Origin of the sequence: Glycomyces algeriensis (assembly GCF_027622855.1) — a bacterium.
In the GTDB taxonomy this organism is placed as follows: domain Bacteria; phylum Actinomycetota; class Actinomycetes; order Mycobacteriales; family Micromonosporaceae; genus Glycomyces; species Glycomyces algeriensis.
In genome coordinates this window covers 341,502-365,633 of record NZ_JAPZVR010000006.1, presented here as the reverse complement: position 1 = coordinate 365,633, position 24,132 = coordinate 341,502, and the positions used below count along the sequence as shown (strand labels likewise).

Genomic DNA, 24,132 nt, shown 5'->3' with positions numbered 1-24,132 from the left:
CATGACCGCCCGACTCCAGGACTTCTTCCGCCACCCCGCGCGGCTCATCCCGCTGATCTTCCTGGCCACGATCGTGGCCGGGACGCTCCTGCTCATGCTGCCGCTCGCGCACCTGGAGAACGACGTCACGCACGTCACGGACGCGTTCTTCACCGCGACCTCGGCGGTGTCGGTGACCGGCCTGGCCGTGGTCGACACGCCCTTCCACTGGAGCTGGTTCGGGCAGTTCATCATCATGCTGCTGTTCCAGGTCGGCGGACTGGGCATCATGACGAGCGCGGTGCTGGTCGGCCTCCTCGTGTCGAGCAAGCTGGGCCTGCGCACGAAGCTCATGACGCAGACCGAGATCAGCCGGGCGCTGAGCCTCGGGGACGTGAAGGCCGTGCTCCTGCGGACCGTGGCGCTCTCGCTCATCGTCGAGGCCGCCACCGCGCTCGTGCTCGCGATCCGCTTCTCCATGTACGGGTTCGGGCTCGGCGAGGCGATCTGGTACGGGATCTTCCACGCCGTGAGCGCGTTCAACAGCGCCGGGTTCGCGCTGTTCTCGGACTCGTTCATGAGCTACGCGACCGACTGGTGGATCTGCCTGCCGCTGTGCCTGTCGACCATCATCGGCGGGCTCGGCATGCCCGTGATCTTCGAGGTCACGCGCCGCCGTTGGGGCCGCAAACAGTGGTCGGTGCACACCAAGATCACCCTGGTCGGCTCGGCGATCCTGCTCTTCGGCGGCTGGATCGCGTTCCTCATGTTCGAGTGGTCGAACCCGGCCACGTTCGGGCAGTGGCCCTGGTACGACCGGATCCTGCCCGCGTTCTTCCAGACCTCGATGGTGCGCGCGGCCGGCCTGAACTCCGTCGACATCGGAGCGATGAACCAGGACTCGCAGCTCGCCTCGATCATCCTCATGTTCATCGGCGGCGGCTCCGCCTCGACCGCCGGCGGCATCAAGGTCGGCACGTTCTTCGTGCTGCTCCTGGTCATCTGGGCCGAGGTGCGCGGCGAACCCGACGTCACGGCCTTCCGGCACCGCATCAACCCCTCGGTGATCCGCGAGGCGCTCACCGTGGCCCTCGTGTACGTGGCCTGCAACGCCTTCGGCGTGTTCCTCATGCAGCGCTTCGAGCCGGACCTGGACCTGATGTCGATCATGTTCGAGGTGACGAGCGCGCTCGCGACCCTCGGCCAGTCCACCGGCGTCACGTACGACCTGTCCGAACCCTCCAAGTGGCTCTTGGCCATCGCCATGTACACCGGCCGCATCGGCCCGGTACTGTTCGCCGCGTCCCTCGCCCTCCGCTCCCGCCACCGCCTGTACCGATACCCGGAAGGACGGCCGCTCGTCGGCTGAACGGCCGACCCGCGGAGTGAGCCCCGCCTCATACAGCCCTGAAAGCACAAGCGAAGATGGTCAGCAGCACGCCGCAGCGCTTTCGCCCCTCAGAAAGGACGCCCCCCGATGGCCCGTAAAAGCCGGCAGCGCACCAGTCGCCTCCCGATTCGGATGCAGTTGATGCTGCCGATCGCGGCGGCGCTCATGGGGATGCTGGTGCTCGGGCTGTTCCAGACGGTCACGGTGTGGGACTCCTACCAGAACGCCACCGACGCCGAGGTCCTCGCCGAGCTCTCGGAAGGCCTCAACAAGACCCTGGACCAGCATCAGGCCGAGATCGGCCCGGTCGTCATGTCCGTGGTCAACGGCGGCGGCGGCCAGTTCGACTCCGCGGTGGCCCGCCGCGAGACCGACGAGGCCTTCGAGGCGCTCCGCGGCACCTCCGACGCCGCCGTGGCCCGCTTCCCCGAGCTCGCCAACGACATGGACTCCCTCTTCACGAAGGTCGACGAGCTCGACACCGCCCGGCTCGCGTTCGACGAGATGTACAACGGCGACGCCGTCTACACCGATGAGGAAGTGGCGGAGGGCATCCAGGTCTACCGCGACCTCGCCGACCACATCGTGGGGATCGCCTCGATCCTCCCCCGCCTCGTCGACGACTCCGAGATCTCCGCGCACCTCGACTCCCTCGCCGCGGTCATGCAGGCCGGGCGCATCGCCGCCGAGATCCAGTTCACCGTCGCCGCCGACCTCGCGCTCCTCGAGGACGGGGACGCCGGCCTCGTCAACCGCGAGGCCCTCGGGCAGGTCGCGAGCCTCTCGGGCAAGTTCGACCAGCAGATCACCGAGTTCCGCGCCAACGCCTCGAACGAGACCGCCTCGGTCTACAAGGCCGCCATGGAGTCCCAGGACGCCAAGGACGCCCGGACCGCGATGAGCGTCTACCTGCGCGGCAACATCCCCACCATCTCGCCCACCGACTTCATGGCGGCGCAGGGCGCGGTCGTCGCCTCGCTCGACACGACCCAGGTCTCGGTGCTCGCCTTCATGGGCGAGGACGTGAACCTCATGCGCGAGGCGGCCTCGCGCACCCTCCTCACCACGTTCGCGCTGGTCCTCGTGCTGGCGCTGACCTCGATCATCTCCGCGGCCATGCTGGCGCGCCGGATCAGCCTGCGCGTCGACGGCGTCCGCGAGGCGACCCTGACGGCCGCGTACGACACGCTGCCGAAGACGGTGGCCGCGGTGTCCCAGGCCGCCAACGCGAACGAGGTCGACCGGCTGCTGCAGGCCGCGAAGCAGCAGACCGTGCTGCAGACCGACTCGCGCTACGCCGACGAGCTCGACAGCCTCGCCGAGGCCTTCAGCGCCGCCCACCACCAGGCGCTGCGCCAGACCGCGAACCAGGCGCTGCTGCGCATCGACGTCGAGGCGATGATGAAGACCCTCGCCCGCCGCGGCCAGAGCCTCATCCGCCGCCAGCAGCAGGTCATGGAGGCCCTCGTCGAGGGCGCCGCCGCCTCGTCGATCCCCGACGAGTGGCGCAGCGTCTACCACCTGCTGGCCCGCATGCGCCGCAACGAGGAGAACCTGCTCCTGCTCGCCGGCGGCGACCCGCAGCGGCGGTACAACCACCCGGCCGGGCTCGAGGCGATCATCCGCGACGCGGTCGCCGAGATCGAGGACGCCGGGCGCGTCGTCGTCGAGAACCAGGTCGCGGTCCGGCTCGAGACCAAGCCCGCCGGCGACCTCGTGCGCATCCTCGCCGAGCTGCTCGACAACGCCGCGTCCTACTCGCCGCCGACCCAGTCGGTGCGGGTCACCTCGCGTCGCTCGGGCTCGGAGATCGTCATCTCGATCGCCGACGACGGCATCGGCCTGGCCCCCGAGCCGATGGCCGCCATCAACCGCCGCCTCGCCGAACCGACCCAGCTGAACTCCGAGCTCACCGCGACCATGGGCCTCCTGGTCGTCGGCCGGCTCGCCGCCGAGCACTCGATCAGCGTCCAGCTCCACTCCACGATGGGCAAGGGCACGCTCGCGCTCGTGCGCATCCCCTCGAGCGCGCACGCCGAGGACCCGGTGGGGCTCTCCCCGGCGGACCGCGGCACGGCCGCGCAGCTGGCGCTCTCGGCCCGCGCCGCGAACCTGCCGGTGACCGGGACGGGCGCCGAGACGGGCGCGCCGGGCGCCGTCGAGCCGATCGTGCCGCGTCCGCGCCGCGCCGGCTCCGCCCCCGAACCCCTGCCCGTGGCCGGGCCGAACTACGGTTCGCAGGCACCGCCGAACCCCGCGCCGCGCAACGGAGGGAACGGAACCCACGCCCCTGCGGGGCCCGCGCCCGAGACGCTGGATGTTACCTTCAGGAAGGTGAACCGAGCACTCGAAACCTCCGGCAGGGTCAACGGCGCGGAACTGCCCCGCCGCGCACCCGGTTCCCGGCTGCTCCCCGGCTCCGTCCCCAGCTCGCGTTCGGGCGGCGGCGGAACCGACCTCGACCCTGCCGAGATCAGGGACCGGCTCGCCGGTTTCGCCTCCGGCATCGCGGCGGCCGCCGCGCACGAACAACGCCAATAGAAAGCAGCGAGATGGACAACAAGGACAAGAACGTCGGTGAACTCGACTGGCTCCTGACCTCCTTCGTGGAGAAGGTCCCGGACGTCTCAGAGGCGCTCACGGTCTCCGTCGACGGACTCGCCATCGCCGCCTCGCGCGGCCTGTCGACCGACCGGGCCGACCAGCTCGCCGCCATCACCTCGGGGCTCGCGAGCCTGACGACGGGTGCGGCGAAGGTCCTCGACGCCGGCCGGATCCGCCAGTCCGTCATCGACATGGACGAAGGCGTGCTGCTGCTCATGGCCGTCGGCGACCGCGCCCAGCTCGCCGTGCTGGCCAACGCCGGCTGCGACCTCGGCCAGGTCGGCTACGAGACCGCCCTCCTGGTCAAGCGGGTCTACGCCGCGCTCGAGCCCGACGCCCGCGGCAGCCTGTGAACCTGTAGGAGATTGCTCACCCGCGGGCGCCGGCCCGATGCGGCGACCCGCGGGCGCCACTCCCCCCGACCCGTTCGTCGCTGACGCGACCTGCGGGAACCACGTTGCACACGGCACGCGGTCACGCTCCGCCACGCCGCTAGTGCAATCCCCCTCCGCATCGGCGGCCCTTCCCGGGGCTATGCTGCGTTTCGCTACCTGGAAATGAATCATGGAGGCCCACAGGTGACCACGGTTGAGCCGAAGCTTGAGCCAACGCCTATCGTCGCGCGCCCCTGGCCGGTACGCCGGGAGCCCAACGGTTCCTGGCTCGCCCGCACGCTCCGCACGACGGACGCGAAGCAGATCGGTCTGCTCTACTTCGTGACGTCCTTCGCGTTCTTCGCGATCGGCGGCGTCCTCGCCCTCCTGATCCGCGCCGAGCTGTTCCGGCCCGGCCTCCAGATCGTGTCGTCGGAGCAGTTCAACCAGCTGTTCACGATGCACGGCACCATCATGCTGCTCATGTTCGCGACCCCGATCGTGTTCGCGTTCGGCAACTACCTGGTGCCCTTGCAGATCGGCGCGCCCGACGTGGCGTTCCCGCGGCTGAACGCCTTCGCGTACTGGCTGTACCTGCTGGGCTCGATCCTCGCGGTCTCCGGGTTCATCACCCCCGGCGGCGCGGCCTCCTTCGGCTGGTTCGCCTACCAGCCGCTGTCGAACGCGGTCAACTCGCCGGGCATCGGCGCCGACATGTGGTTCGTGGGCCTGTCCATCTCGGGTATCGGCACCATCCTCGGCGCGGTCAACATGATCACCACGATCATCACGATGCGCGCCCCGGGCATGCTCATGTTCCGCATGCCGATCTTCACCTGGAACATCCTCATCACGAGCCTCCTGGTGATCCTGGTCTTCCCGATCCTGTTCGCCGCGCTCCTCGCCGTCATGGCCGACCGCCAGCTCGGCGCGCACGTCTTCGACTCCGAGACCGGCGGCGCGATCCTCTGGCAGCACCTGTTCTGGTTCTTCGGGCACCCCGAGGTGTACATCGTGGCGCTGCCGTTCTTCGGCATCGTCTCCGAGATCTTCCCGGTGTTCAGCCGCAAGCCGATCTTCGGCTACAAGACGCTGGTCGCCGCGACCCTCGCGATCGCGGGCCTGTCGATGGCCGTGTGGGCCCACCACATGTACGCCACCGGCTCGGTCATGCTGCCGTTCTTCTCGCTGATGACCTTCCTGATCGCGGTCCCGACCGGTGTGAAGTTCTTCAACTGGATCGGCACCATGTGGAAGGGGCAGCTGACCTTCGAGACCCCGATGCTGTTCAGCATCGGCTTCCTGGTCACGTTCCTCCTCGGCGGCCTCTCGGGCGTCCTGCTCGCCAGCCCGCCGGTCGACTTCCACGTCTCCGACTCGTACTTCGTGGTGGCGCACTTCCACTACGTGCTGTTCGGCACCATCGTGTTCGCCGTCTACGCCGGCGTCTACTTCTGGTTCCCGAAGGTCGCGGGCCGCATGTACGACGAGCGGCTCGGCAAGGTCCACTTCTGGCTGACCTTCATCGGCTTCCACACCACGTTCCTGGTGCAGCACTGGCTCGGCGCCGAGGGCATGCCCCGCCGGTACGCCGACTACCTGGAGTCGGACAACTTCACGACGCTGAACATGATCTCCACCGTGGGCGCGTTCATCCTGGGCCTGTCGACCCTGCCGTTCATCTGGAACCTGTTCAAGTCCTGGAAGGCCGGCCGCGTGGTCGAGACCAACGACCCGTGGGGCTACGGCGGCTCGCTCGAATGGGCGACCAGCTGCCCGCCGCCGCTGCGCAACTTCGACCGCCTCCCGCGCATCCGCTCGGAGCGCCCCGTCTTCGACGAGAAGTGGGGCCACCTGGTCAAGGAAGTCAAGGGGCACTGACGCACACGTGAAACAGCCCGGAGGCGGTTCGCCTCCGGGCTTTTCCGTGCCCGAAATCCTGCAGGATATATCCTATAGGATCTCGGCGCCGGGTCGCGGGGCCTCGCGTCTTGTAGCCCATCGCGAATGGCAATAGGATCGGGGCATGAGCCGGGCACTGATCGTGGTAGACGTCCAGAACGACTTCTGTGAGGGAGGGTCGCTCGCTGTCGCGGGCGGCGCGGCCGTCGCGTCGGCCGTCACCGAACTCATCGGCTCCGCCCCGGGCCGCTGGGAGCACGTCGTCGCCACCCGCGACTGGCACATCGATCCCGGCCTGCACTTCTCGGCCGAACCTGACTTCCGCGACTCCTGGCCCCCGCACTGCGTCGTGGGCACCGCGGGCGCGGGCTTCCACCCGAACTTCGATCACACCGTCGCCGAGGCCGTGTTCGACAAGGGCGCCTACGAGGCGGCCTACTCGGGCTTCGAGGGCTCGGCGGGCGAGACGGGCCTGGCCGAGTGGCTGCGCGACCGCGGCGTCGACGCGGTCGACGTCGTCGGGATCGCCACCGACCACTGCGTCCGCGCCACCGCCCTGGACGCCGCCGCCGAGGGCTTCGCGACCACGGTCCTCCTCGAGTACACCGCCGCCGTCGCCGAGGAGACGAAGGCCAAGGCCCTCAAGGACCTCGAAGCGGCGGGCGTGACCCTCGCCTAGCACGTGAGAAGGCCCCCGCGAGCATTGCTCGCGGGGGCTTCGACGTGTGCGGTCAGCGCGTGGACGACTCGGAGGGCTCGTCGATGCCGGTGGTGGGCTCCTCGGCGGACGGGGTGACGTAGCCGTCGTCCGTCGGCTCTTCTTCGACGTCGGTCGGCTCCTCGCCGGGTTCGGACTCGCTGTCGGTCGGCTCCTCTTCGACGTCGGTCGGCTCCTCGCCAGGTTCGGACTCGTTGTCGGTCGGCTCCTCGCCGGGTTCGGACTCGCTCTCCGTCGGCTCCTCAGAGGGCGAGTCCTCGCACGGCGTGGCCTCCTCGGAGGGCGCCGCCGTGGCCGACTCGTCCTCCGGCGGCACCTGGGTGCTCGCCTCCTCCGTGCCGTACTCGGACTGCTCCTCGCTCGCCGAGACCTCGTCCCCGGTGGGCACCACGCCGCCGGTCGGCTCCTCGCTGGGCGACTCTTCAGAGCCGGTCGGCTCGTCCGCGGGAGAGTCGTCAGTGGGCCAGTCCTCGCTGGGCGGGTCAGTCGGCCAGTCCTCGCAGCCGACCACTTCGCTGACCTCCTCGGTCGGGCCGCCGTCGGCCGGGCCGGGGCCCTGGTCGGTCGCCCCGGCCTGCTGGAGCGCCCAGCCGCCCGGCACGGCCAGGACGGCCGCAGCCACCCCGGCCGCGGCGACGCGGGCGGTGCGGTGGCGGCGCATCCGGCGCCGCAGCTGCCCGGTGGAGGGCGGGGAGGTCTCGGCGGCGGTGGCGGCAGCGTACTGGTCGAACATGGCGCTCAAAGGGTCTCGCTGAGGGGCGTTCATCGGTTCTCCTCGAATCGGGGGGTCGTGTCGTCGATGCGAAGGCGCTGCGCGAGCGCCGCCTTGCCGCGGGTCAGCCAGGAGCGGACGGTCGTCTCGGCCACGCCCTCCTGCTCGGCGATCTCCGCGGTGGTCATGCCCGCCATGTAGCGCAGGATGACCGCCTTGCGGTGGCGTTCGTTCAGCTCGGAGAGCGCCTGCTCCAGGTCGAGCCGCTCGGGCCCGGGGCCATCGTCGTGGACGGGCCGCTGCCAGCGCAGGAACCGCCGCAGGACGGCGGCGCGGCGCAGCCGGGAGGTCGCCAGGTTCCACGCGACCCGCCGCACCCAGGTCGCGGGGTTGTCGTAGGCGCTGATCGCGCCCCAGCGGGCCAGCGCCCGGCAGAACGCCTCCGCGACCAGGTCCTCGGCCTCGGCGAGGTCACCGACGTAGGCGCGGATCTGCGCGGTGATCTGGGCGGCGTTCGCGGCGTAGAAGCCGTCGAAGTCCGCGCGTTCCGCGGACGAGACATGGGACACAGTGGACTGTTGCACCATGGGGCTCGCAGTCATCCGGTTCCTCGATTCCAGGGTGGTTGAGGTGCAGTCGGTTTGATCGCACTCCCCACACGAAGGAACCGGCGCAAATGACGCAGTGCCCGTCGAAGTTTTTTCAGGTGAAGCGGGGGCTACTTGCCGTAGCGGCGGTCGCGGATCGCGAAAGACCGCACCGCGCGGAGGAAGTCGACCCGGCGGAAGTCGGGCCAGTTCGAGTCGCAGAAGTAGAACTCCGAGTAGGCCGACTGCCACAGCAGGAACCCGGAGATCCGCTGCTCGCCGCTGGTGCGGATCACCAGGTCCGGGTCGGGCTGGCCGGTCATGTAGAGGTGGCGGGCGATCGAGTCGGCGTCGATGGACTCGGCGACCTCCTCCAGGCTCGCGCCGGTGGCGGCCTGCTCGAGGATGAAGGAGCGCACGGCGTCGGCGATCTCGCGCTGGCCGCCGTAGCAGACGGCGAGGTTGACCTGCATGCCCCGCTTGTCGGCGGTGCGCTGCTGGGCGCTCTTGAGCGCGGCCTGGTGCTCCTCGGGGAGGAGGTCGAGGGCGCCGACCATGCGCAGCTGCCAGGGCTGGTCCTCGTCGGCGAGTTCGCCGGCGAGCTCGTCGATGATGTCGAGGAGCGGGTCGAGCTGCTCCTTGGGGCGCGAGAGGTTCTCGGTGGAGAGGAGCCAGATCGTGACGTGTTCGACGCCCAGCTCCTCGCACCAGCCGAGGAAGCGCTCGATGTGCTTGGCGCCGGCCCGGTGGCCGTCGTTGGGGTCGGTCAGGCCCATGTCGCGGGCCCAGCGACGGTTGCCGTCGACCATGACACCGATGTGCCTGGGCAGCGGCTGGCCGGTCAGCTCGCGCGCGAGCCGACGCTCGTAGATCCGGTAAAGCAGGTTCGAGATCGCCACAACCGGCAATTGTAGGCTCTGTCAAATTTACGGCTCGCAAGCTTCGCCCTGGTGGCCAAATTTACGGCTCGCAAGCCTCGCGGTGGAGCCGTATTCACGGCTCGCAAGCGTCACCGTGGAGGCTGTTCCTACGGTTCGCCGGATTCGCCATGAAGGCCGAATTCGACGGCTCGCGCGTACCGCCTCCGGGCGCGCCATCGCCCGCGTGCTGGGAGCACGCGGGCGATGGAAGTCGGCCTACTGCAGGTCGAGGCGTTGCTTGAGCGCGTCGAGTTCGCTCCACAGCACCGTGGGGAGGCGGTCGCCGAAGCGCGCGAACCAGCTTTCGACCAGCGGGACCTCGGCGGCCCACTCGTCCTTGTCGACCTCGAGGGCGGCCTTGAGGTCGGCCTCGCTCACGTCGATCCCGTCGACGTCGATCGCCGCCGGGGTCGGGCAGTACCCGATCGGGGTCTCGACGGCCTCGCCGCGGCCTTCGAGGCGCTCGACGACCCATTTGAGGACGCGGGCGTTCTCGCCGAAGCCGGGCCACAGGAACCGGCCGTCGTCGGAGCGGCGGAACCAGTTCACGTAGAAAACCTCGGGCAGGAGGTCCTCGCTGACGGCGGACTTGCCCATCGCGATCCAGTGCCCGAAGTAGTCGGCGGCGTTGTAGCCGATGAACGGCAGCATCGCCATCGGATCGCGGCGGACGACGCCGACCTTGCCGACGGCGGCGGCCGTGGTCTCCGAGGAGAGGGTCGCGCCCATGTACACGCCGTGGACCCAGTCGCGGGCCTGCGTGACGAGCGGGATGGTGGTCGCGCGGCGGCCGCCGAAGAGGATGGCGTCGATCGGGACGCCGCGCGGGTCGTCGTACTGCGGTGCGAGTACCGGGCACTGCTTGATGGGCGTGCAGAACCGGCTGTTGGGGTGGCTGGAGGGCTCCTCGGAGCGCGGGGTCCAGTCGTTGCCCTTCCAGTCGATGGCGTGCTCGGGCGCTTCGCCCATGCCCTCCCACCACACGTCGCCGTCGTCGGTGAGCGCGACGTTCGTGAAGAGCGTGTGGCCCTTCTCGATGGTGCGCATGGCGTTCGGGTTGGTCTTGTAGTCGGTGCCGGGTGCGACGCCGAAGAACCCGTACTCGGGGTTGGAGGCCCACAGGCGCCCGTCCTCGCCGAAGCGGAGCCAGGCGATGTCGTCGCCGAGGGTCTCGACCTTCCAGCCGGGGATGGTCGGCTCGAGCATGGCGAGGTTGGTCTTGCCGCACGCGGAGGGGAACGCGCCGGTCACGTGGTAGACCTTCCCTTCCGGGCTGGTCAGTCTGAGGATGAGCATGTGCTCGGCGAGCCAGCCCTCGTCGCGGCCCATGGCGGAGCCGATGCGCAGGGCGTAGCACTTCTTGCCGAGCAGGGAGTTGCCGCCGTAGCCGGAGCCGTAGGACCAGATCTCGCGGTCCTCGGGGAAGTGCGAGATGTACTTGGTGGCGTTGCAGGGCCAGGGCACGTCGGCCTGGCCGGGCGCGAGCGGCGCGCCGACGGAGTGGAGGCACTTGACGAAGTCGGCGTCGCGGCCCATCGCCTCGAGGACCTTGGTGCCCATGCGGGTCATGATGTGCATCGAGACCGCGACGTAGGCGGAGTCGGTGAGCTCCACGCCGAACATCGGCTTCTCGGCGTCGAGCGAGCCCATGCAGAAGGGGACGACGTACATGGTGCGCCCGCGCATGGAGCCGCGGTAGAGGCCGGTCATGGTCTCGCGCATGTAGTCGGGCGCGGTCCAGTTGTTGGTGGGTCCGGCGTCGTCGGGGTCGGTGGAGCAGATGAAGGTGCGCTCCTCGACGCGCGCGACGTCGTTCGGGTCGGTGCGGGCCAGGAACGAGTCCGGCTTCGCGGGGACCGGCTCGAGGGTCCCGAAGGCGACGAGTTCGGCGGTCAGGCGCTCCCATTCGGCGGGGCTGCCGTCGCACCACACGATCTGGTCGGGGTCGGTCAGCTCGGCCACTTCGCCGACCCAGGCGAGCAGCCTGTGGTGGCGGGTGGGCGGATCGGTGAGGCCGATCGAGGCAGTGGTTTCAACGACACTGGCAATGGAGGCTTCGATGCTCACGGTGGCTCCTTCGGTGCTGTGCTCATGCACGGTGCGCGCTGCCCGCTTGTGGCGGCCGGCGTCGGGCCGTGCCTCAGGGCCGGAGCTGATCGCTCCGGTCGGGGGCCGGTCTTTCGGACGCTACGGGAATACCCGGGCGCGCGCAGGAACTCGTGCGCGTTCAGTCTGCGCCTGAACAGGGGCTCTGTTCCCATATTTTGATCATGTGCGCATTCAAGCTCGAAACGAGCACAACTACTCGCACTTTCTGCGTGACCGAGCAGCAACGCGCACTCTGGAATGAATTTGACCGTTCATCACAACTAATGCGATCGGTTTCGATCATGGAACGAGCGCGTTAGCGCGCGATCGCGATGGCGTTTCGCGCACGAGTCGCGGTCGTTTTGGCCCGAATGGCCGCACCCCGGCCCGTCGTGGGTGAAGATGCAGGTCTGCACAGCCGCACCCGAGTGTCGAAGCGTTGGAGACGCCCATGGCGCACCGAGAACCGGAACCGCAGTCGAACCGCGCGAAGAGCGCCACGGTCGGCTTCGTCGTCGCGATCGCCATCGTCCTGGCGGTCCTCCTGGCCTACCTGCTCCTGCGCTGAGGCACGGCTGGGCACACGAAAAAGGGGCCCGAACGCGCACGTCCGGGCCCTGCATCTCGTCTCGCGGCTACACCGAGGGCCCCCGGCGGCGCAGTTCGTCCACGCTCACCATGGCCTCCCGCAGCTCCTTCAGCCAGTCCTCCGCGTGCTGCTCGACCAGGCGCACGCACCACGCGAGCGCGTCCGAGCGCGACGCGGCCACGCCCGAGCCCACGAGCGTGTCCAGGACCAGCCGCTCGGGCTGGCGCAGACGCGTCGTCACCGGCAGCGACTGGTGCGTGAACACCATCGTCGTGGAGCCGCAGCGCGCCCCCCACGAGGACTGCCGGTGGTACCGGTACTGCAGCTGCTGCGCGATCTGCACGCGCATGTCCCGCGTGGCCTCCCGGAACCGCGAGATCCGGCCCTCCTCGGTCGCGGCCCGGTCGGACTCGGTCGCGTCCGCCGGGTGGTCCGGGGTCGGCAGCGGGCAGATGATGATCATCTCGTCGCGGTCCACGGTCACGTCGGGCATGCCGGCGATCCAGCCGTCCGGGACGATCCCGTAGATCCAGGCGGGGGCGTCGTCAGTGGACGGCAGTGGGCCGTAATGCCACGAGCCGGTGTCGTCGATGGCGGCCATTGACGGGACTCCTCACGTTTCGTTGACGCATCAGGTGTACCCCATCGCGTCCACGCCCTGCCGACTGAGGCCCCGCGATCCGCCGATCCGGCACGCCCGGGCCCCTACAGGCCGCGCATGAACAGACCCGCCAGCGCGCACACCGCGACGATCGCGGCCCCCACGCACACCAGGGTCTGCCCCGGGCGCGCCCGCACCCGGTACTGCCAGGACAGCCACACCCCCAGTGCGATCGGGCCCGTCGCGAGCCCCGCGAACAGCGTCAGCGCGGCCAGGGCCTCCGCGAACGGCACCCCCGGCGTCGAGAGCAGCCCCAGCGCCGCCCAGACCGCGAGCGATCCCAGGCCGAGGCCGATGACGGCGGCGGTGATCTCGGTGTGGCGGGGCGCCTCGATCGGCAGTTCACCCTGCCGGGCGAGGGAGAGGAGCCGCTCGGAGCGCTCGAGCCGGGCCCGCACGCGCTCCGCGTCCGGCTCCGGGTCGGGCGCTCCTGCCGAGGGCGTGGGGCCGGTGCGGCGGTGCCCTACGAAGTCGCCGAGGGCGCGCCACATGACCGTGACGGTCTTGTCGGTCTCGGCCACGAGCGCCGCCGCGTTCACCGAGGCGCTGTCGGCGTCCTCGCGGGCGGTGCGGGCGGCTTCGACGGCCGCGGCGAGCCGGTCGGCCTCACTGCGGTAGGCGACGACGGCGGCGCGGATCTCGGCGTCCGCGTCGGCCCGCTCCTTCAGGTAGGCGGCTACGGCGGTGGCGTACTCGGTGTCACTGGTCGGCATGGCGCTCCTTACGGCAGGTCGAGGACGGCCTCCGGCCGCGGCAGCAGCGCAGCTGTCCTATAGGGGATGACGACCTGCGGCGTGCGGTGCCGGGCCCGGTCGAAGTACAGGCCGCGGCGCACCCGCGGGTACCAGGCGGGGCCGCCGCTCGCGGGCGAGAGCGGGGCCAGCTCGGGCCCCTGGACGTCGAGCGCGAGCCACGCGTCCACGGCGTCGAAGCGGGCCGAGAAACCGCCGAGGTCCTCGCGCAGGCGCGGTACCGACCGCCACCAGCCGAGCGTGTGCAGGTGCTGCTCGGGGCCGTCGATGAGCATGCGGCGCAGGGCGGCCGTCCCGGGCGCGTCGAGGCGCGCCGACCCGGCGTCGACCGCGTACACCAGGTTGAGGCGCAGCGTCCCGTCGCAACGCCCGGCCCAGTCGTTGCAGACCTCGGCGAGGCTGTCGTGCCAGTCGACTTCGGCGCCTTCGGCTTCGAGCGCCGAGGCGAGGGCGAGCGCGGACGGGGCCGCGTCGGGTTCGAGGCAGCACAGGTCGACGCCGATGCGCTGACCGCGGGCCGCGGTGAGGGCGGCGGCGCCGAGGATGTCGGCGGCTTCGGCGGCCCTGGTGCCGAGGATGGCGAGGTTGCGGCCGGGTGCGCGGTGGAGGGCGAGTTCGGCGCCGCGGGAGGCGACGTCGATGGTCTGGCCCAGGAGCGCGGTCTCGGGCGGCGGTGCGGTGGCGGTGAGGTCGGGGACGTGGTCGCCGTCGAAGAGGGCGGGCGGTTCGTTGCCGTTGGGGCGGGCCTCCCAGAGGCGCTTCTGGAGCGGCTCCCAGGCGTCGGCGTGCCCGGCGTTGGGGACGGCGACGATCCGGTTGGCCCCGGAGTGCCCCGACTCGTCGTTGACGACGGCGTGGAAGCGCGGGACGGTGTCGGCGGCGTGGTTGTTCTCGGCGAGGACCCTGCGGGCCTTGGGGAGGGCGACGCGGAGGGTGAACTGGGCGACGAGGCTGGGGCGGCCCCACAAGGCTTCGATCCCGGCGATGTCCTGGGAGGCGAGCACGAGGTGGATGCCCTGGCTGCGGCCGCGGCGGGCGAGGTCCTCGAGGAGCTGGACGGCTTCGTCGGTGACGGCGTCGCGGGCCTCCAGGAGCACCTGGAACTCGTCCACGACGGCGACGATGCGGGGCCAGTGCCCTTCGGGGTCGGCGGCGCGGAGCTCTTCGAGTTTGGTGGCCTCGTGGGCTTTGGCGGCCTCGGCGCGGCGGCGCAGCTCCTCTTTGAGGTGGCGCAGGAGGGCGAGGCCGAACTCGCGGTCGTCGTTGATGTTGACGCCGACGAGGCGCACGTGCGGGAGCCAGGTGGGGTCGCGGCGGCCGGACGCGAAGCGCGCGAAGGAGACGCCCTCTTTGAAGTCGAGGAGGTAGAGCGCGAGCTCGTCGGGGCTGTAGTTGGAGGCGAGCCCGGCGATCCAGGCGTAGAGCAGGTTGGTCTTGCCCGAACCGGAGGGGCCGCCGACGAGCGCGTGGGGCGGGTTGTCGCCGAGGGCAAGGCGGGCGACGTCGCCGGCGGCGGTCTCGCCGATCGCCGCGAAGAGGCCCGGGGCGGAGGAGGCGGCCCAGAGCCGCTGCGGGAGGAGGTCGACGAGCCGGGCGGGCTCCCTGCCAGCGCTGTGCTTCTCGGCGACGGCCTTGGCGGCGGCCGTGATGGTCCCCAGCGGCGGTGGCCCGTCGAGCCCGATGGCGGCGCCCGGGAGCCCGGTGTAGCCGGTGGCGGTGAGGCGCGGCAGGTCGGCGGGGCCGGCGGTGTCGTCGCCGACGACGACGAGGTGCACCCCGGCGGCGACGCCGGTGCGGCGCAAGCGGGCGAGCTGGGCCTGGTCGTGGGCGGGCCAGGTGGCGAGGTCGGCATTGAGGAGGACGAGGATGCGCCACGGCTCGGGGCGGCGCCCGGTGGCGGCGGCGAGCTCCGCGAGCGAGGCGTGCTCCCCCGCGAGGACTTCGGCGTTGACGCGGCGGACGGTCTCGACGAGCGCGTCGAGCGTCTCGCGGAGCCCGGAGGGCCCGATGAACGCGAGCAGCCCGGCCTTGCCGAGGGCGGCGAACGCGGAGAGCGATCCGCCGAGCCGCTCCGGGTCGTAGACATGGAGGCGCGTGAGCCCGGCGGGGACCGATCCGACGGCGCGCAGCAGCAGGCCCGGAAGTGCTTGCGCCGCATCGGTGTCGATGCGAAGGTGCGCCCGGTCGAGCAGCGGGATCAACGCGGGGAGTGATGCCGCGGTCGCCGTAGGCACTGCAATGTCGTACCCCTCTGTCACACTCGCATCACCGGCATCGGCGCACTCGAGAAGGGTGCCGGTCGCAGCGCTGGTGGCGGTCATGTCAGGCATCGTGGCCATGGTCGTCAAGGCCTGGATGCCGGCGGCGGTCGTGGCGGCACTGGTGGTGGCGGCGGGGCGGGTGGGCACGGGGGGAGGTGAAGGAAGGATCTGCTCGCTGTCGGCGAGGGTGCCGATGCGGAGCATCGGGGCCGCGCCGCGGGTCAGGCCCGATTCGGGCTTCCATGCGCGCCACGGTGCGCCGGCCGCCGTCGGGGCGGCGTCGCGGGCCGCTTGGAGGGCGGCCTCGTGGGCACTCTGGACCGCGCTGGCGCTGCGGGCCTCGAGGGTGGCGAGCATGCGCTCGTGGATGCTCCTGAGCTGCGACTGCTTGCGGGTCGCGTCGGTGATCGCCTGCTCGGCCTTGGCGCGTTCGTGATCGGCTTCGGCCGCGGTGCGCTCGGCGAGGAACCGGGCTTCGCCGCGGGCGCGCCCGAGTTCGTCGCTCATGGCCGATACCAGTCGTCGCCGCCAGCTGCTCATGATCACGCCCTCCGCTCGCTCTTGCTCAACCGGTGCAGGGCCGCGACCAGGGCCGGGCCCATCGCCGCGGTCCGGGCCGCGTCGCCTTCGTCGTCGGCGCCCCGGCGCCCCAGGGTGCAGGCCGAGGCGAGTGCGGCGCCGATGTGGTCGGGCTCGGCCTTGGGCACGAGGGACCGCACTTTGTCGGCGCACTTGTCGCGCAGGGCGGGCACGTCGCGCGCGGTGGGGGCGCGGCCGAGGTGCTCGGCGGCGAGGGTGCGCATCAGCGGCCAGGCGAGCCCGGGCAGCTTGACGCCGGTCTGCGGGCCGGCGTCGCGCAGGCGCTTGCAGTAGGCCTCGGCGTTGCCGTCGCCGGCGGCTTTGAGCAGGTCGTTGAACAGGCGCGTGGGCGGCACCTGCTGCGGGTCGGCGGCGCCGGTGCGGTCGCAGAGCTCGTTCACGCGGTCGGTCCACCACCGCCTCGGGTCGACCGGCGGCGGCTTCGCGGCACTGGCCTTGGGGGCGTTCGCGACCGGTGCCGGGGCGGCTCCGGCGCCGATGCCGGCGAGGTAGTCGTCGATCGCGGTGGCGGCCTCGGTGAGGCGGACGCGGGCGGCGTCGAGGCGTTCGCGGGCGGCGCCGAGCTTGTGGAGGCCGATCTCCTGGTTCGATTCGCGCGAGGCCTCTTTGACTTCGGCCTGGGCCGCTTCGAAGCACTGGTCGGCGGTGTCGAGGGCGGGCAGCGGGAGGTCGGCGGCCAGGGCCTTGAGGTGCCCGGCGAGGGCGGCGACGTCCACAGGGGGCTCCGTTCTACATCGACACTGCTTTGCGCGGACACGGTTGGCGGGCACACGGTTCAGAGGGACGGTCTAGAGGGTCGCGGCGTAGGCCTCGGCCTGCTCGGCGGCGGCGAAGGTGGCGGCGAGCGACTGCTCGAGTTCGGCGGCGGCCTGCGCGAGCGCGGCCTGGGCGGTGGCGACCGAGTCGTGCCCCGACCCGGCGGTGACGGCGGTGAGGCTCCCCTGGGCGGACTCGATGTTCTGGCTGGCGGAGGCAATGGCGGCCTGGCCGTCGCGGACCTGCTGGAGGGCGGCGGCGATGGCGGACTTGAGTTCGGCGACGCTCACGGTGGACACAGGCTCATTCTCACCGAGGAAACGTCCACTTTCAGTCATCGACCGATAACCCGGCGTGTCTGCTTTGTCGGATTTCCGACGCCGCCGTGACTGCGAGTATTGCTTTCGATGCATTTAACGGTGGCGAAGTGACGTACCTCCCAACTAGAGTGTGAGTACCAACGGGGCTCGTCCCCTACACATCGACACCCGGGAGGCGACCGTGCCAGTGCAACGCACTTACGTCCTCGACACCTCGGTTCTGCTATCAGACCCTGGTGCGTTCTCACGGTTCGACGAACACCACGTGGTCATTCCGCTCGTCGTAGTAAGCGAACTGGAGGCCAAACGCCACCATCCCGAACTGGGCTGGTTCGCCCGGGAGTGCCTCAGGCGCCTCGACGAACTCCGCATCAGGCACGGGCGCCTCGACCAGCCGATCCCCGTCGGGGACCACGGCGGTTCCATCCGGGTCGAGCTCAACCACGTCGACACCTCCGGCCTGCCGGCCGGTTTCGCCGTGGACACCAACGACTCGCGCATCATCGCCGTCACCCGGGCACTGGGGCTCGAAGGCGCCGACGCGGTGCTGGTCACCAAGGACATGCCGCTGCGGGTCAAGGCCTCCGCTGTCGGCATTCCGACAGAGGAGTACCGCCACGGGCAGGCCGTGGACCCCACGTGGTCCGGGATGCACGAGCTCGCCGTGTCCGACGAAGTGATCGATCAGCTCTTCGACGGCGGCGAAGCGGACCTCCCGCACGACGTGGAGCTGCCCTGCCATACCGGGCTGGTCCTCACCGGCAACAGCTCGAAGGCGCTGGGCCGGGTCACTGTGGACAAGCAGATCCGCCTCATCCGGGGTCGTGACGCCTTCGGCGTCCACGGCCGCTCCGCCGAGCAACGGGTCGCGCTCGACCTGCTGCTCGATCCCGAGATCGGGATCGTGTCGCTCGGCGGGAAGGCCGGCACGGGCAAGTCCGCGATGGCGCTGTGCGCCGGGCTCGAGCAGGTGCTCGAACGCGAGCTGTTCAAGAAGGTCATCGTGTTCCGGCCGCTGTACGCGGTCGGCGGCCAGCAGCTGGGCTACCTGCCCGGCTCCGAGGGCGAGAAGATGAGCCCGTGGGGCCAGGCCGTGTTCGACACGCTGGGCGCCGTCACCAACGAGGTCGTGATCTCGGAGGTGCTGGAGCGCGGGATGCTCGAAGTCCTGCCGCTCACGCACATCCGCGGCCGCTCGCTGCACGACGCGTTCGTCATCGTCGACGAAGCGCAGTCGCTCGAGCGCGGGGTGCTCCTGACGGTGCTCTCGCGCATCGGCCAGGGTTCCAAAGTGGTGCTCACCCACGACGTCGCGCAACGCGACAACCTGCGGGTGGGCCGCCACGACGGGGTCGCGTCGGTGATCGACGTGCTCAAGGGCCACCCACTGTTCGCTCACGTGACGCTTACGCGCAGTGAGCGTTCGGAGATCGCGGAAATGGTCACCAACCTGCTGGAAGGCTAGGAACACCGCTCTGGCATGCTGTGTCCCGGGCGTCTGTGGACAGACGCCCGGGACACAGGAGTAGAGCGAATGATCCCACTGCTGACCCGCTACGGCGCGAAACTCGCCGCCGTGCTCGTCCTTGCACTCGGGGCCGTCGTGGCCGTCAGCGCCGCGAGCGACAATCTCTGGCAGACCGACGCGAACCACCCCAGCCAGGCCGCGGCCGAACAGCAGGCCGAAGCCGAAGCCGCGTACGAGGAAGTCCGCTACCAGCACGTCAACTACATCGCCGAGACCGCCGGCGCCGACGTCACCGTCAAGTCCGAGGCCGTCTCGAGCTACGCCGCCGACAAGGCGAACAGCCTCAACGACGCCCAGAAGGAAGCCGACGAGGCCGAGCAGGAGGCCGAAGAGGCCGCCGAGGCGGCCGCGAACGCCGGCCGCACCGATGTGGACATCCCCGGCAGCTGCGGCGAGTACTCCGGCAACAAGGCCACCGGCTGCGCCCTCGCGCAGGAGCACGGTTTCGGCATGGACGAGATCGGCTGCCTCGTGGCCCTCTGGGACCGCGAGTCCGGCTGGAACCACACCGCCGCCAACGGCATCGGCGCCTACGGCATCCCCCAGGCCCTCCCCGGCGACAAGATGGCCAGCGAGGGCGCCGACTGGGAGACCAACCCCGTCACGCAGATCGAGTGGGGCCTGGGCTACATCGAGGGCCGCTACGGCACGCCCTGCGAGGCCTGGAACCACTCCGAAGACGTCGGCTGGTACTAGCGACCCCCACCGCCGCCCGGTCCGCCGGGCGGCGGTCTTTTCTTGGAGCCCCTCATGATCCCGAAGCTGACCCGCTACGGGGCCCGGATCGCCGCACTCGTGGTGCTCGCGATCGGCGCCCTCATCGCCGTCTCCGCCATCACCGACGACCCGGCCCAGATCGACGCCGACCACCCCGGCCAGGCCGCCGCCGAGCAGCAGGCCGACGCCGAGGCCGCCTACGAGGAGGCGCGCGGGCACCACCGCGACTACATCGCCGCGACCGCCGGCGCCGACGTCACCGTCAAAGCCGAGGCGGTCTTCGAGTACGCCGCGGACAAGGCGAACGGCCTGAACGACGCCCAGGAGGACGCCGACCAGGCCGCTGAGGAGGCCGCCGCGAACAACAACCCGACGTCAGTCGACATCCCGTCCAGCTGCGACGAGTTCTCCGGGAACAAGGCGACCGGCTGCGCGCTCACGCTCGAGGCCGGGTTCGACCTGGAGCAGTTCGCGTGCCTGGAGCTCCTGTGGGACAAGGAGTCCGGCTGGAACGAACTGGCCGAGAACTCGATCGGCGCCTACGGCATTCCGCAGTCCTACCCCGGCAACAAGATGGCGGACTTCGGCGACGACTGGCGCACCAACCCCGTCACGCAGATCCTCTGGGGCCTCGACTACATCGAGCGCCGGTACGACGCCCCCTGCGACGCCTGGGCCAAATCCGAGGCCGAGGGCTTCTACTGAGCCCTTGAGCCAGGCGCCCACGAACGCCAGGGCCACCAGCTCCATGCCCACCGTGGTGCGCTGCAGCAGGCCCGCCGCGAACGCGCCCGGCTCGCGCGGCACCCCGAACCACTCGGCCACGTACGGCGCCGAGCAGGCGGTGAGCGCGATGACGGCGATCCAGCTGGCCGCGAGGATCGCCTTGCGGGTCCTCTCGGGGCATTCGGTGCCCTTCGCCCAGCGGGCGAACGCGAGGCCCATGACGGCCATGGTGCTGAAGGCGCAGAACGCCGCGTAGCGGTGGATCGCCGAGATCAGCGACACCTCGGGGAGGCCGGGCGGGTCGGTCGGGAACAGGGCCACCAGGCCCAGGAACCCGGCCCAGACCAGGAGCATCGGGCTGAGCCAGCGCGGGGCCGCGACACGGCGGGCGACGGCGGCGAAGGCGCAGGCGCCGAGCCCGAAGAGGACGAGCGCGACCGGCAGGAGCCAGCCGAGCGGGGTGTAGAGGTGGAGGCTGATGACGACCTCGACGGGGTTGAGGCCGGAGGTCGCGTGGAGGACGACCATAGCGGCGAACCCGACGCCGAGCGCGGTGAAACCGGCCGTCGTCAGTCCCTTGAGGGTGGTCGCAGTGTCGGCACTGTCGCCAAGGGGCGCATGAATGATCATGCTGTTAAGCCTCGCGAAAACGGGCCCCGGATTCAGTGACGCGGGCACCCGAATCGCTCCCCCCGCCTGCACCCGGCCGGTGGTAGCGCCTGCCCTACCCTCATCAGTACAGCGTCCTTCTAGCTCCAGACTCACTCCGCTCCTGGCATGAGCAGCTGCCATACTGAATGGATGACAGATGCCGGCATCAGCGATCTCCGACGCCGCCGAGATGCACTCCTTGCATCCGCTGACCAGCTGGAAAACAGCGTCAACGCCGATCTCGAGACAATCTGTATGCTGCTCTTCTACTCGGCAGAGTGCGCCCTCAAGACCCTCATGCTCCAGCGTCAACGAGCTCGCACCACCGCCGCTCTCGGCGACCAGCGACACCATGACCTGATTCGGCTCGCAAAGGATCTGAAGTTCTCCGCACCATTTGCGAAGAAACTTCAATCTCTAGCTGCGTGCCGGACGCCCGATCGGTCTCCCGTTGAGGTGGCAAAGCTGCACGAACATTGGCGATATGGTGCAAAACTTGAAGTAGGCACCGAAAAACGAGCGAATGAAATCCTCAGATTTGTTATCAGTAAGTGCAAGGAAGGATAAGCCGTGGCTGACGATCGCACCAGCGAACAGATCAACCCTCCTGAACACCTATTCACATGGACCAACATCGAGGACCACCTCGCAGCGCTTGCTATTGTCGATGGATGGCCTGAATGGCTTCAGTCAGTCGATCCTTGGTGGGATCAGTTCCAGCTTCTGGTAACACCGGGAACTTCCTACTCACAAGTTCGCGAGTGGCTTGAAGAAACATTCGGCACTGGGTCCGCCCTGGGAGAGGGTGAAGGCCTTCGCTTGAAGCTGGATCTACCCGCTGAAAACGATACTGCGGGGCTACCAGTAATTCTTGAGTACGCAACCGATTCGGATCTCCCTCGGAGGCTCCCCCTCTTTCGTGAACGCTTTCTAACAAAGGCGCTGACAAAACCGATCGTGCGCCCGGAAGGGGATCAGTTTTCAGGTCAAACTCAAGTGATCGCATTCCACTCATTTAAAGGTGGGGTCGGGCGAACACTGCACGCCGTAGCGCTCGCCGATGAGATCGCGCGAAAGGGAGGAAGAGTCCTTCTAGTCGATGCAGACTTGGCTGCGCCCGGCATTACACGGATGCATCGCAACCAAGGTCGGCAAATCGACTTCACGTACGAAGATTTCATTGCTCTGCTTCATGGTTCAGAAGACGGAACTGCTCAAACCGCGGTCAAGACTGCAATCCAGTTTCTTCCAAACCAAAGTATCGGTCGATATGCAGTCCCAGGAGAGATCACAATTCTTCCGACAAGCCAACGCTTGTTGCTCACTCCGCCTGCAATTGAACCATCCGATCTCTTGACCGATTCGTCGAGGTCACCGTATTATCTAACGGAATCTCTTGCAGAGCTCGCGATCGGCTTCGAGTGCGAAACTGTGATAATTGATCTGCGTGCCGGGATTTCGGAACTATCAGCTCCCATCCTACTGGACCCAAGAGTTCAGCGGGTGTTTGTGACCACTTTGGCCGATCAGTCACTCTCAGGAACTTGTGAGCTGATACAGCAACTTGGCTTTCGCGCACCAACCCAATCGACGTCAATAGGCGAACACAATGGAGATCCAGCAAGCTCCGTCATCGTGACTCAATACCGACCTAATGACCATCAGAAGAGGTTCGACCTTGCCTCCGAACAGCTTCAGGAGGCACTGTCTTCGACGCTCAATGGATCCCCCGATCCTGCGGACACGATAATTCTACCTCAAGTTCTGGCAAGTCCGTTTCGAGAGGAACTACTTGCACTCCCTCCCACGTGGGAATCAGTACTTCAGACTCTGAGAATCTGCGGAGTTGATAGCGTGGTGAGCGAGTTGGCGCCGACTCGCGCAATCCTTGATTCTCCCGAACACGAGCCTCCGACTCCCGTCACGATCGATGATCGTCGCAAGCGCCTCGAACAGGCAGCGAATGAAATGGTCTATGCCGAGGCAAAAGGTATCCCGTCCAATAGCGATTACATGCTAACAGAACCATTGCGGCAGCTATTTATAAATCACAAAACCGATTTGCCCATTGTTCTGGTCACCGGACCGAAGGGATCAGGTAAAACATTCCTTTTTAGCCAGGCTTGCGGATCTAGAACATGGATTGAGTTCGCTGAAAAATCCGGGATTAGGGTAAGTCGGCAAGCCCATGTCGTACCAGTTCTTGCCCCTCAGCAGCTTGATGATAAAGGACTGACTCCTGAACAACTGCGGCTGGACTTCGCCCAGCGAGCTGGAATCGCTGGTACCGATGTGCCGGTTGATATTAGACAGCGGCTAAAGCAAGGGCTGCAGTCCGTCGGCCCTGATGATGAGGTCGAGTGGCGAAGGTTTTGGCTGGAAGTCATCGCCGTTTCCGTCGGACTACCTCCTTCAGATGATCCGGCATCGGATCTTCTCCGGATGAGCCAAGATAATTCTGTCCTATTTATAATCGATGGACTTGAAGAAGTGTTCCTGACTTCCCGCTCCGAATCGGCACCAGTTGCACTAAAGGTACTTTTTACCGATGTGGTTGAGTGGTTCCGAAAGCTGCGTGGACACCCGCTTGGGTTGATCGTCCTTACCCGTCGCGATCTCGTGCCGTGGGCAATTCGTCAGAACAGTGCCCAACTACTCGACCGATATCGATCGTACGAGCTTGAATGGGATCAAGATCAGGCGCTACGCCTTGCACTATGGGTCGCCGCGCGAGCGGGATCACTCCTGCAACCGCTTGAGGAAGCCGCGGTTTCAGATCTCGATTATGAAGAGGTGATTAACCTCCTGACCCAAGTTTGGGGATGGAAGATGGGATCGGAGAAGTCAAGACAAGGCCGGTCTCATATGTGGGTTCCTGCTGCCCTCGGCGACTGCCAAGGCCAGGTACAAGCACGAGACGTTGTCGCATTTCTCGGAGAGGCGGCAAAACTGTCGCAGCAGCAGCGCAGTTCCTGGGAAGATAGGTTGCTGGCACCAGTGGCGATGCGCGACGCTTTGAAGGCCTGCAGTGAGATCAAGATTAATGCTATCAATGAGGAAGATCCCGATACCGGGAATCTACTTGATAGACTAAAGAAGCTTAATGGCAAGGTAAGCGCCCCCTTTACTCTGGAAGAAGTCGGTTTGCAATCTCATGAAGCCGATCGGTTGATCGATCAAGGCGCTCTTGAAAGTTACAAGGGTGGGTACGTCTTGCCCGAAATTTACCGTCAAGGTCTCGGTATTCCAATGAAGCAGCGCCCCAGAGTGTTGCGAGGCTGAGAGGAATAAGGCTGA

The 24,132-nt window shown here is 68.4% G+C and carries 19 protein-coding genes and 1 pseudogene; 10 read left to right on the top strand and 10 right to left on the bottom strand.

Annotated features, from left to right (window positions below; all coding sequences use genetic code 11):
- Position 1 precedes the first annotated feature (1 nt).
- The 5 genes from O2L52_RS14265 to O2L52_RS14245 all read left to right on the top strand — a co-directional run bounded on the left by O2L52_RS14265 (position 2) and on the right by O2L52_RS14245 (position 6,928).
- Positions 2 to 1,348: a TrkH family potassium uptake protein gene (locus O2L52_RS14265; RefSeq protein ID WP_270116279.1), complete on the top strand. Its 1,347-nt coding sequence runs from the start codon at positions 2 to 4 to the stop codon at positions 1,346 to 1,348.
- 108 nt (positions 1,349 to 1,456) lie between these two features.
- On the top strand, positions 1,457 to 3,910 hold the full coding sequence (locus O2L52_RS14260) for a sensor histidine kinase (protein ID WP_270116277.1): 2,454 nt from the start codon (positions 1,457 to 1,459) through the stop codon (positions 3,908 to 3,910).
- Between the two features lie 11 nt (positions 3,911 to 3,921).
- Positions 3,922 to 4,326: a roadblock/LC7 domain-containing protein gene (locus O2L52_RS14255; protein WP_205324330.1), complete on the top strand. Its 405-nt coding sequence runs from the start codon at positions 3,922 to 3,924 to the stop codon at positions 4,324 to 4,326.
- 225 nt (positions 4,327 to 4,551) lie between these two features.
- On the top strand, positions 4,552 to 6,228 hold the full coding sequence (ctaD, locus tag O2L52_RS14250; RefSeq protein ID WP_270116275.1) for an aa3-type cytochrome oxidase subunit I: 1,677 nt from the start codon (positions 4,552 to 4,554) through the stop codon (positions 6,226 to 6,228).
- A 145-nt stretch (positions 6,229 to 6,373) separates the two neighbouring features.
- Positions 6,374 to 6,928 carry an isochorismatase family protein gene (locus O2L52_RS14245; protein ID WP_270116273.1) on the top strand — a complete coding sequence of 185 codons (555 nt, stop codon included), beginning with the start codon at positions 6,374 to 6,376 and terminating at the stop codon, positions 6,926 to 6,928.
- A 52-nt stretch (positions 6,929 to 6,980) separates the two neighbouring features.
- Here the strand turns inward: O2L52_RS14245 and O2L52_RS14240 are convergent, their stop codons facing one another.
- The 9 genes from O2L52_RS14240 to O2L52_RS14200 all read right to left on the bottom strand — a co-directional run bounded on the left by O2L52_RS14240 (position 6,981) and on the right by O2L52_RS14200 (position 17,192).
- Positions 6,981 to 7,733 carry a midas domain-containing protein gene (locus tag O2L52_RS14240; protein ID WP_270116271.1) on the bottom strand — a complete coding sequence of 251 codons (753 nt, stop codon included), beginning with the start codon at positions 7,731 to 7,733 and terminating at the stop codon, positions 6,981 to 6,983.
- Positions 7,730 to 8,281, bottom strand: coding sequence for an RNA polymerase sigma factor (locus O2L52_RS14235; protein WP_270116269.1), 552 nt, complete (start codon positions 8,279 to 8,281; stop codon positions 7,730 to 7,732). The genes O2L52_RS14240 and O2L52_RS14235 overlap by 4 nt, the downstream gene beginning before the upstream one ends.
- Positions 8,282 to 8,397: 116 nt before the next feature.
- Entirely contained in the window at positions 8,398 to 9,165 is a 768-nt protein-coding gene (locus O2L52_RS14230) for an isoprenyl transferase (protein WP_270116268.1), read from the bottom strand.
- A gap of 237 nt (positions 9,166 to 9,402) precedes the next feature.
- On the bottom strand, positions 9,403 to 11,205 hold the full coding sequence (locus O2L52_RS14225) for a phosphoenolpyruvate carboxykinase (GTP) (RefSeq protein ID WP_344473614.1): 1,803 nt from the start codon (positions 11,203 to 11,205) through the stop codon (positions 9,403 to 9,405).
- Positions 11,206 to 11,909: 704 nt separating this feature from the next.
- Positions 11,910 to 12,464 carry a hypothetical protein gene (locus tag O2L52_RS14220; protein WP_205324320.1) on the bottom strand — a complete coding sequence of 185 codons (555 nt, stop codon included), beginning with the start codon at positions 12,462 to 12,464 and terminating at the stop codon, positions 11,910 to 11,912.
- A gap of 104 nt (positions 12,465 to 12,568) precedes the next feature.
- Positions 12,569 to 13,237 (bottom strand): hypothetical protein, encoded by a 669-nt coding sequence (locus O2L52_RS14215; RefSeq protein ID WP_270116266.1) that lies wholly within the window; start codon positions 13,235 to 13,237, stop codon positions 12,569 to 12,571.
- Positions 13,238 to 13,245: 8 nt separating this feature from the next.
- Complete coding sequence (locus tag O2L52_RS14210; RefSeq protein ID WP_270116264.1) at positions 13,246 to 16,044, bottom strand: FtsK/SpoIIIE domain-containing protein; 2,799 nt, start codon at positions 16,042 to 16,044, stop codon at positions 13,246 to 13,248.
- 35 nt (positions 16,045 to 16,079) lie between these two features.
- Entirely contained in the window at positions 16,080 to 16,853 is a 774-nt protein-coding gene (locus O2L52_RS14205) for a hypothetical protein (RefSeq protein WP_270116262.1), read from the bottom strand.
- A gap of 72 nt (positions 16,854 to 16,925) precedes the next feature.
- On the bottom strand, positions 16,926 to 17,192 hold the full coding sequence (locus O2L52_RS14200; protein ID WP_270116260.1) for a hypothetical protein: 267 nt from the start codon (positions 17,190 to 17,192) through the stop codon (positions 16,926 to 16,928).
- A 181-nt stretch (positions 17,193 to 17,373) separates the two neighbouring features.
- Between O2L52_RS14200 and O2L52_RS14195 the strand changes: the two genes are divergently transcribed.
- The 3 genes from O2L52_RS14195 to O2L52_RS14185 all read left to right on the top strand — a co-directional run bounded on the left by O2L52_RS14195 (position 17,374) and on the right by O2L52_RS14185 (position 20,163).
- A complete protein-coding gene (locus tag O2L52_RS14195; RefSeq protein ID WP_373897032.1) occupies positions 17,374 to 18,678 on the top strand; it encodes a PhoH family protein in 1,305 nt (434 codons plus the stop codon).
- A 69-nt stretch (positions 18,679 to 18,747) separates the two neighbouring features.
- Complete coding sequence (locus O2L52_RS14190) at positions 18,748 to 19,437, top strand: aggregation-promoting factor C-terminal-like domain-containing protein (protein ID WP_270116257.1); 690 nt, start codon at positions 18,748 to 18,750, stop codon at positions 19,435 to 19,437.
- A 54-nt stretch (positions 19,438 to 19,491) separates the two neighbouring features.
- Positions 19,492 to 20,163: an aggregation-promoting factor C-terminal-like domain-containing protein gene (locus tag O2L52_RS14185; RefSeq protein WP_270116256.1), complete on the top strand. Its 672-nt coding sequence runs from the start codon at positions 19,492 to 19,494 to the stop codon at positions 20,161 to 20,163.
- 75 nt (positions 20,164 to 20,238) lie between these two features.
- Here O2L52_RS14185 and O2L52_RS25475 read toward each other — a convergent pair.
- A pseudogene (locus O2L52_RS25475) lies at positions 20,239 to 20,712 on the bottom strand (DUF998 domain-containing protein); the annotation flags it as partial.
- 273 nt (positions 20,713 to 20,985) lie between these two features.
- Here O2L52_RS25475 and O2L52_RS14175 point away from each other — a divergent pair.
- Both O2L52_RS14175 and O2L52_RS14170 read left to right on the top strand, forming a co-directional pair.
- Positions 20,986 to 21,402 carry a hypothetical protein gene (locus O2L52_RS14175; protein ID WP_270116252.1) on the top strand — a complete coding sequence of 139 codons (417 nt, stop codon included), beginning with the start codon at positions 20,986 to 20,988 and terminating at the stop codon, positions 21,400 to 21,402.
- Between the two features lie 3 nt (positions 21,403 to 21,405).
- Entirely contained in the window at positions 21,406 to 24,117 is a 2,712-nt protein-coding gene (locus O2L52_RS14170) for a KGGVGR-motif variant AAA ATPase (protein WP_270116250.1), read from the top strand.
- The last annotated feature ends 15 nt before the right edge of the window (positions 24,118 to 24,132 follow it).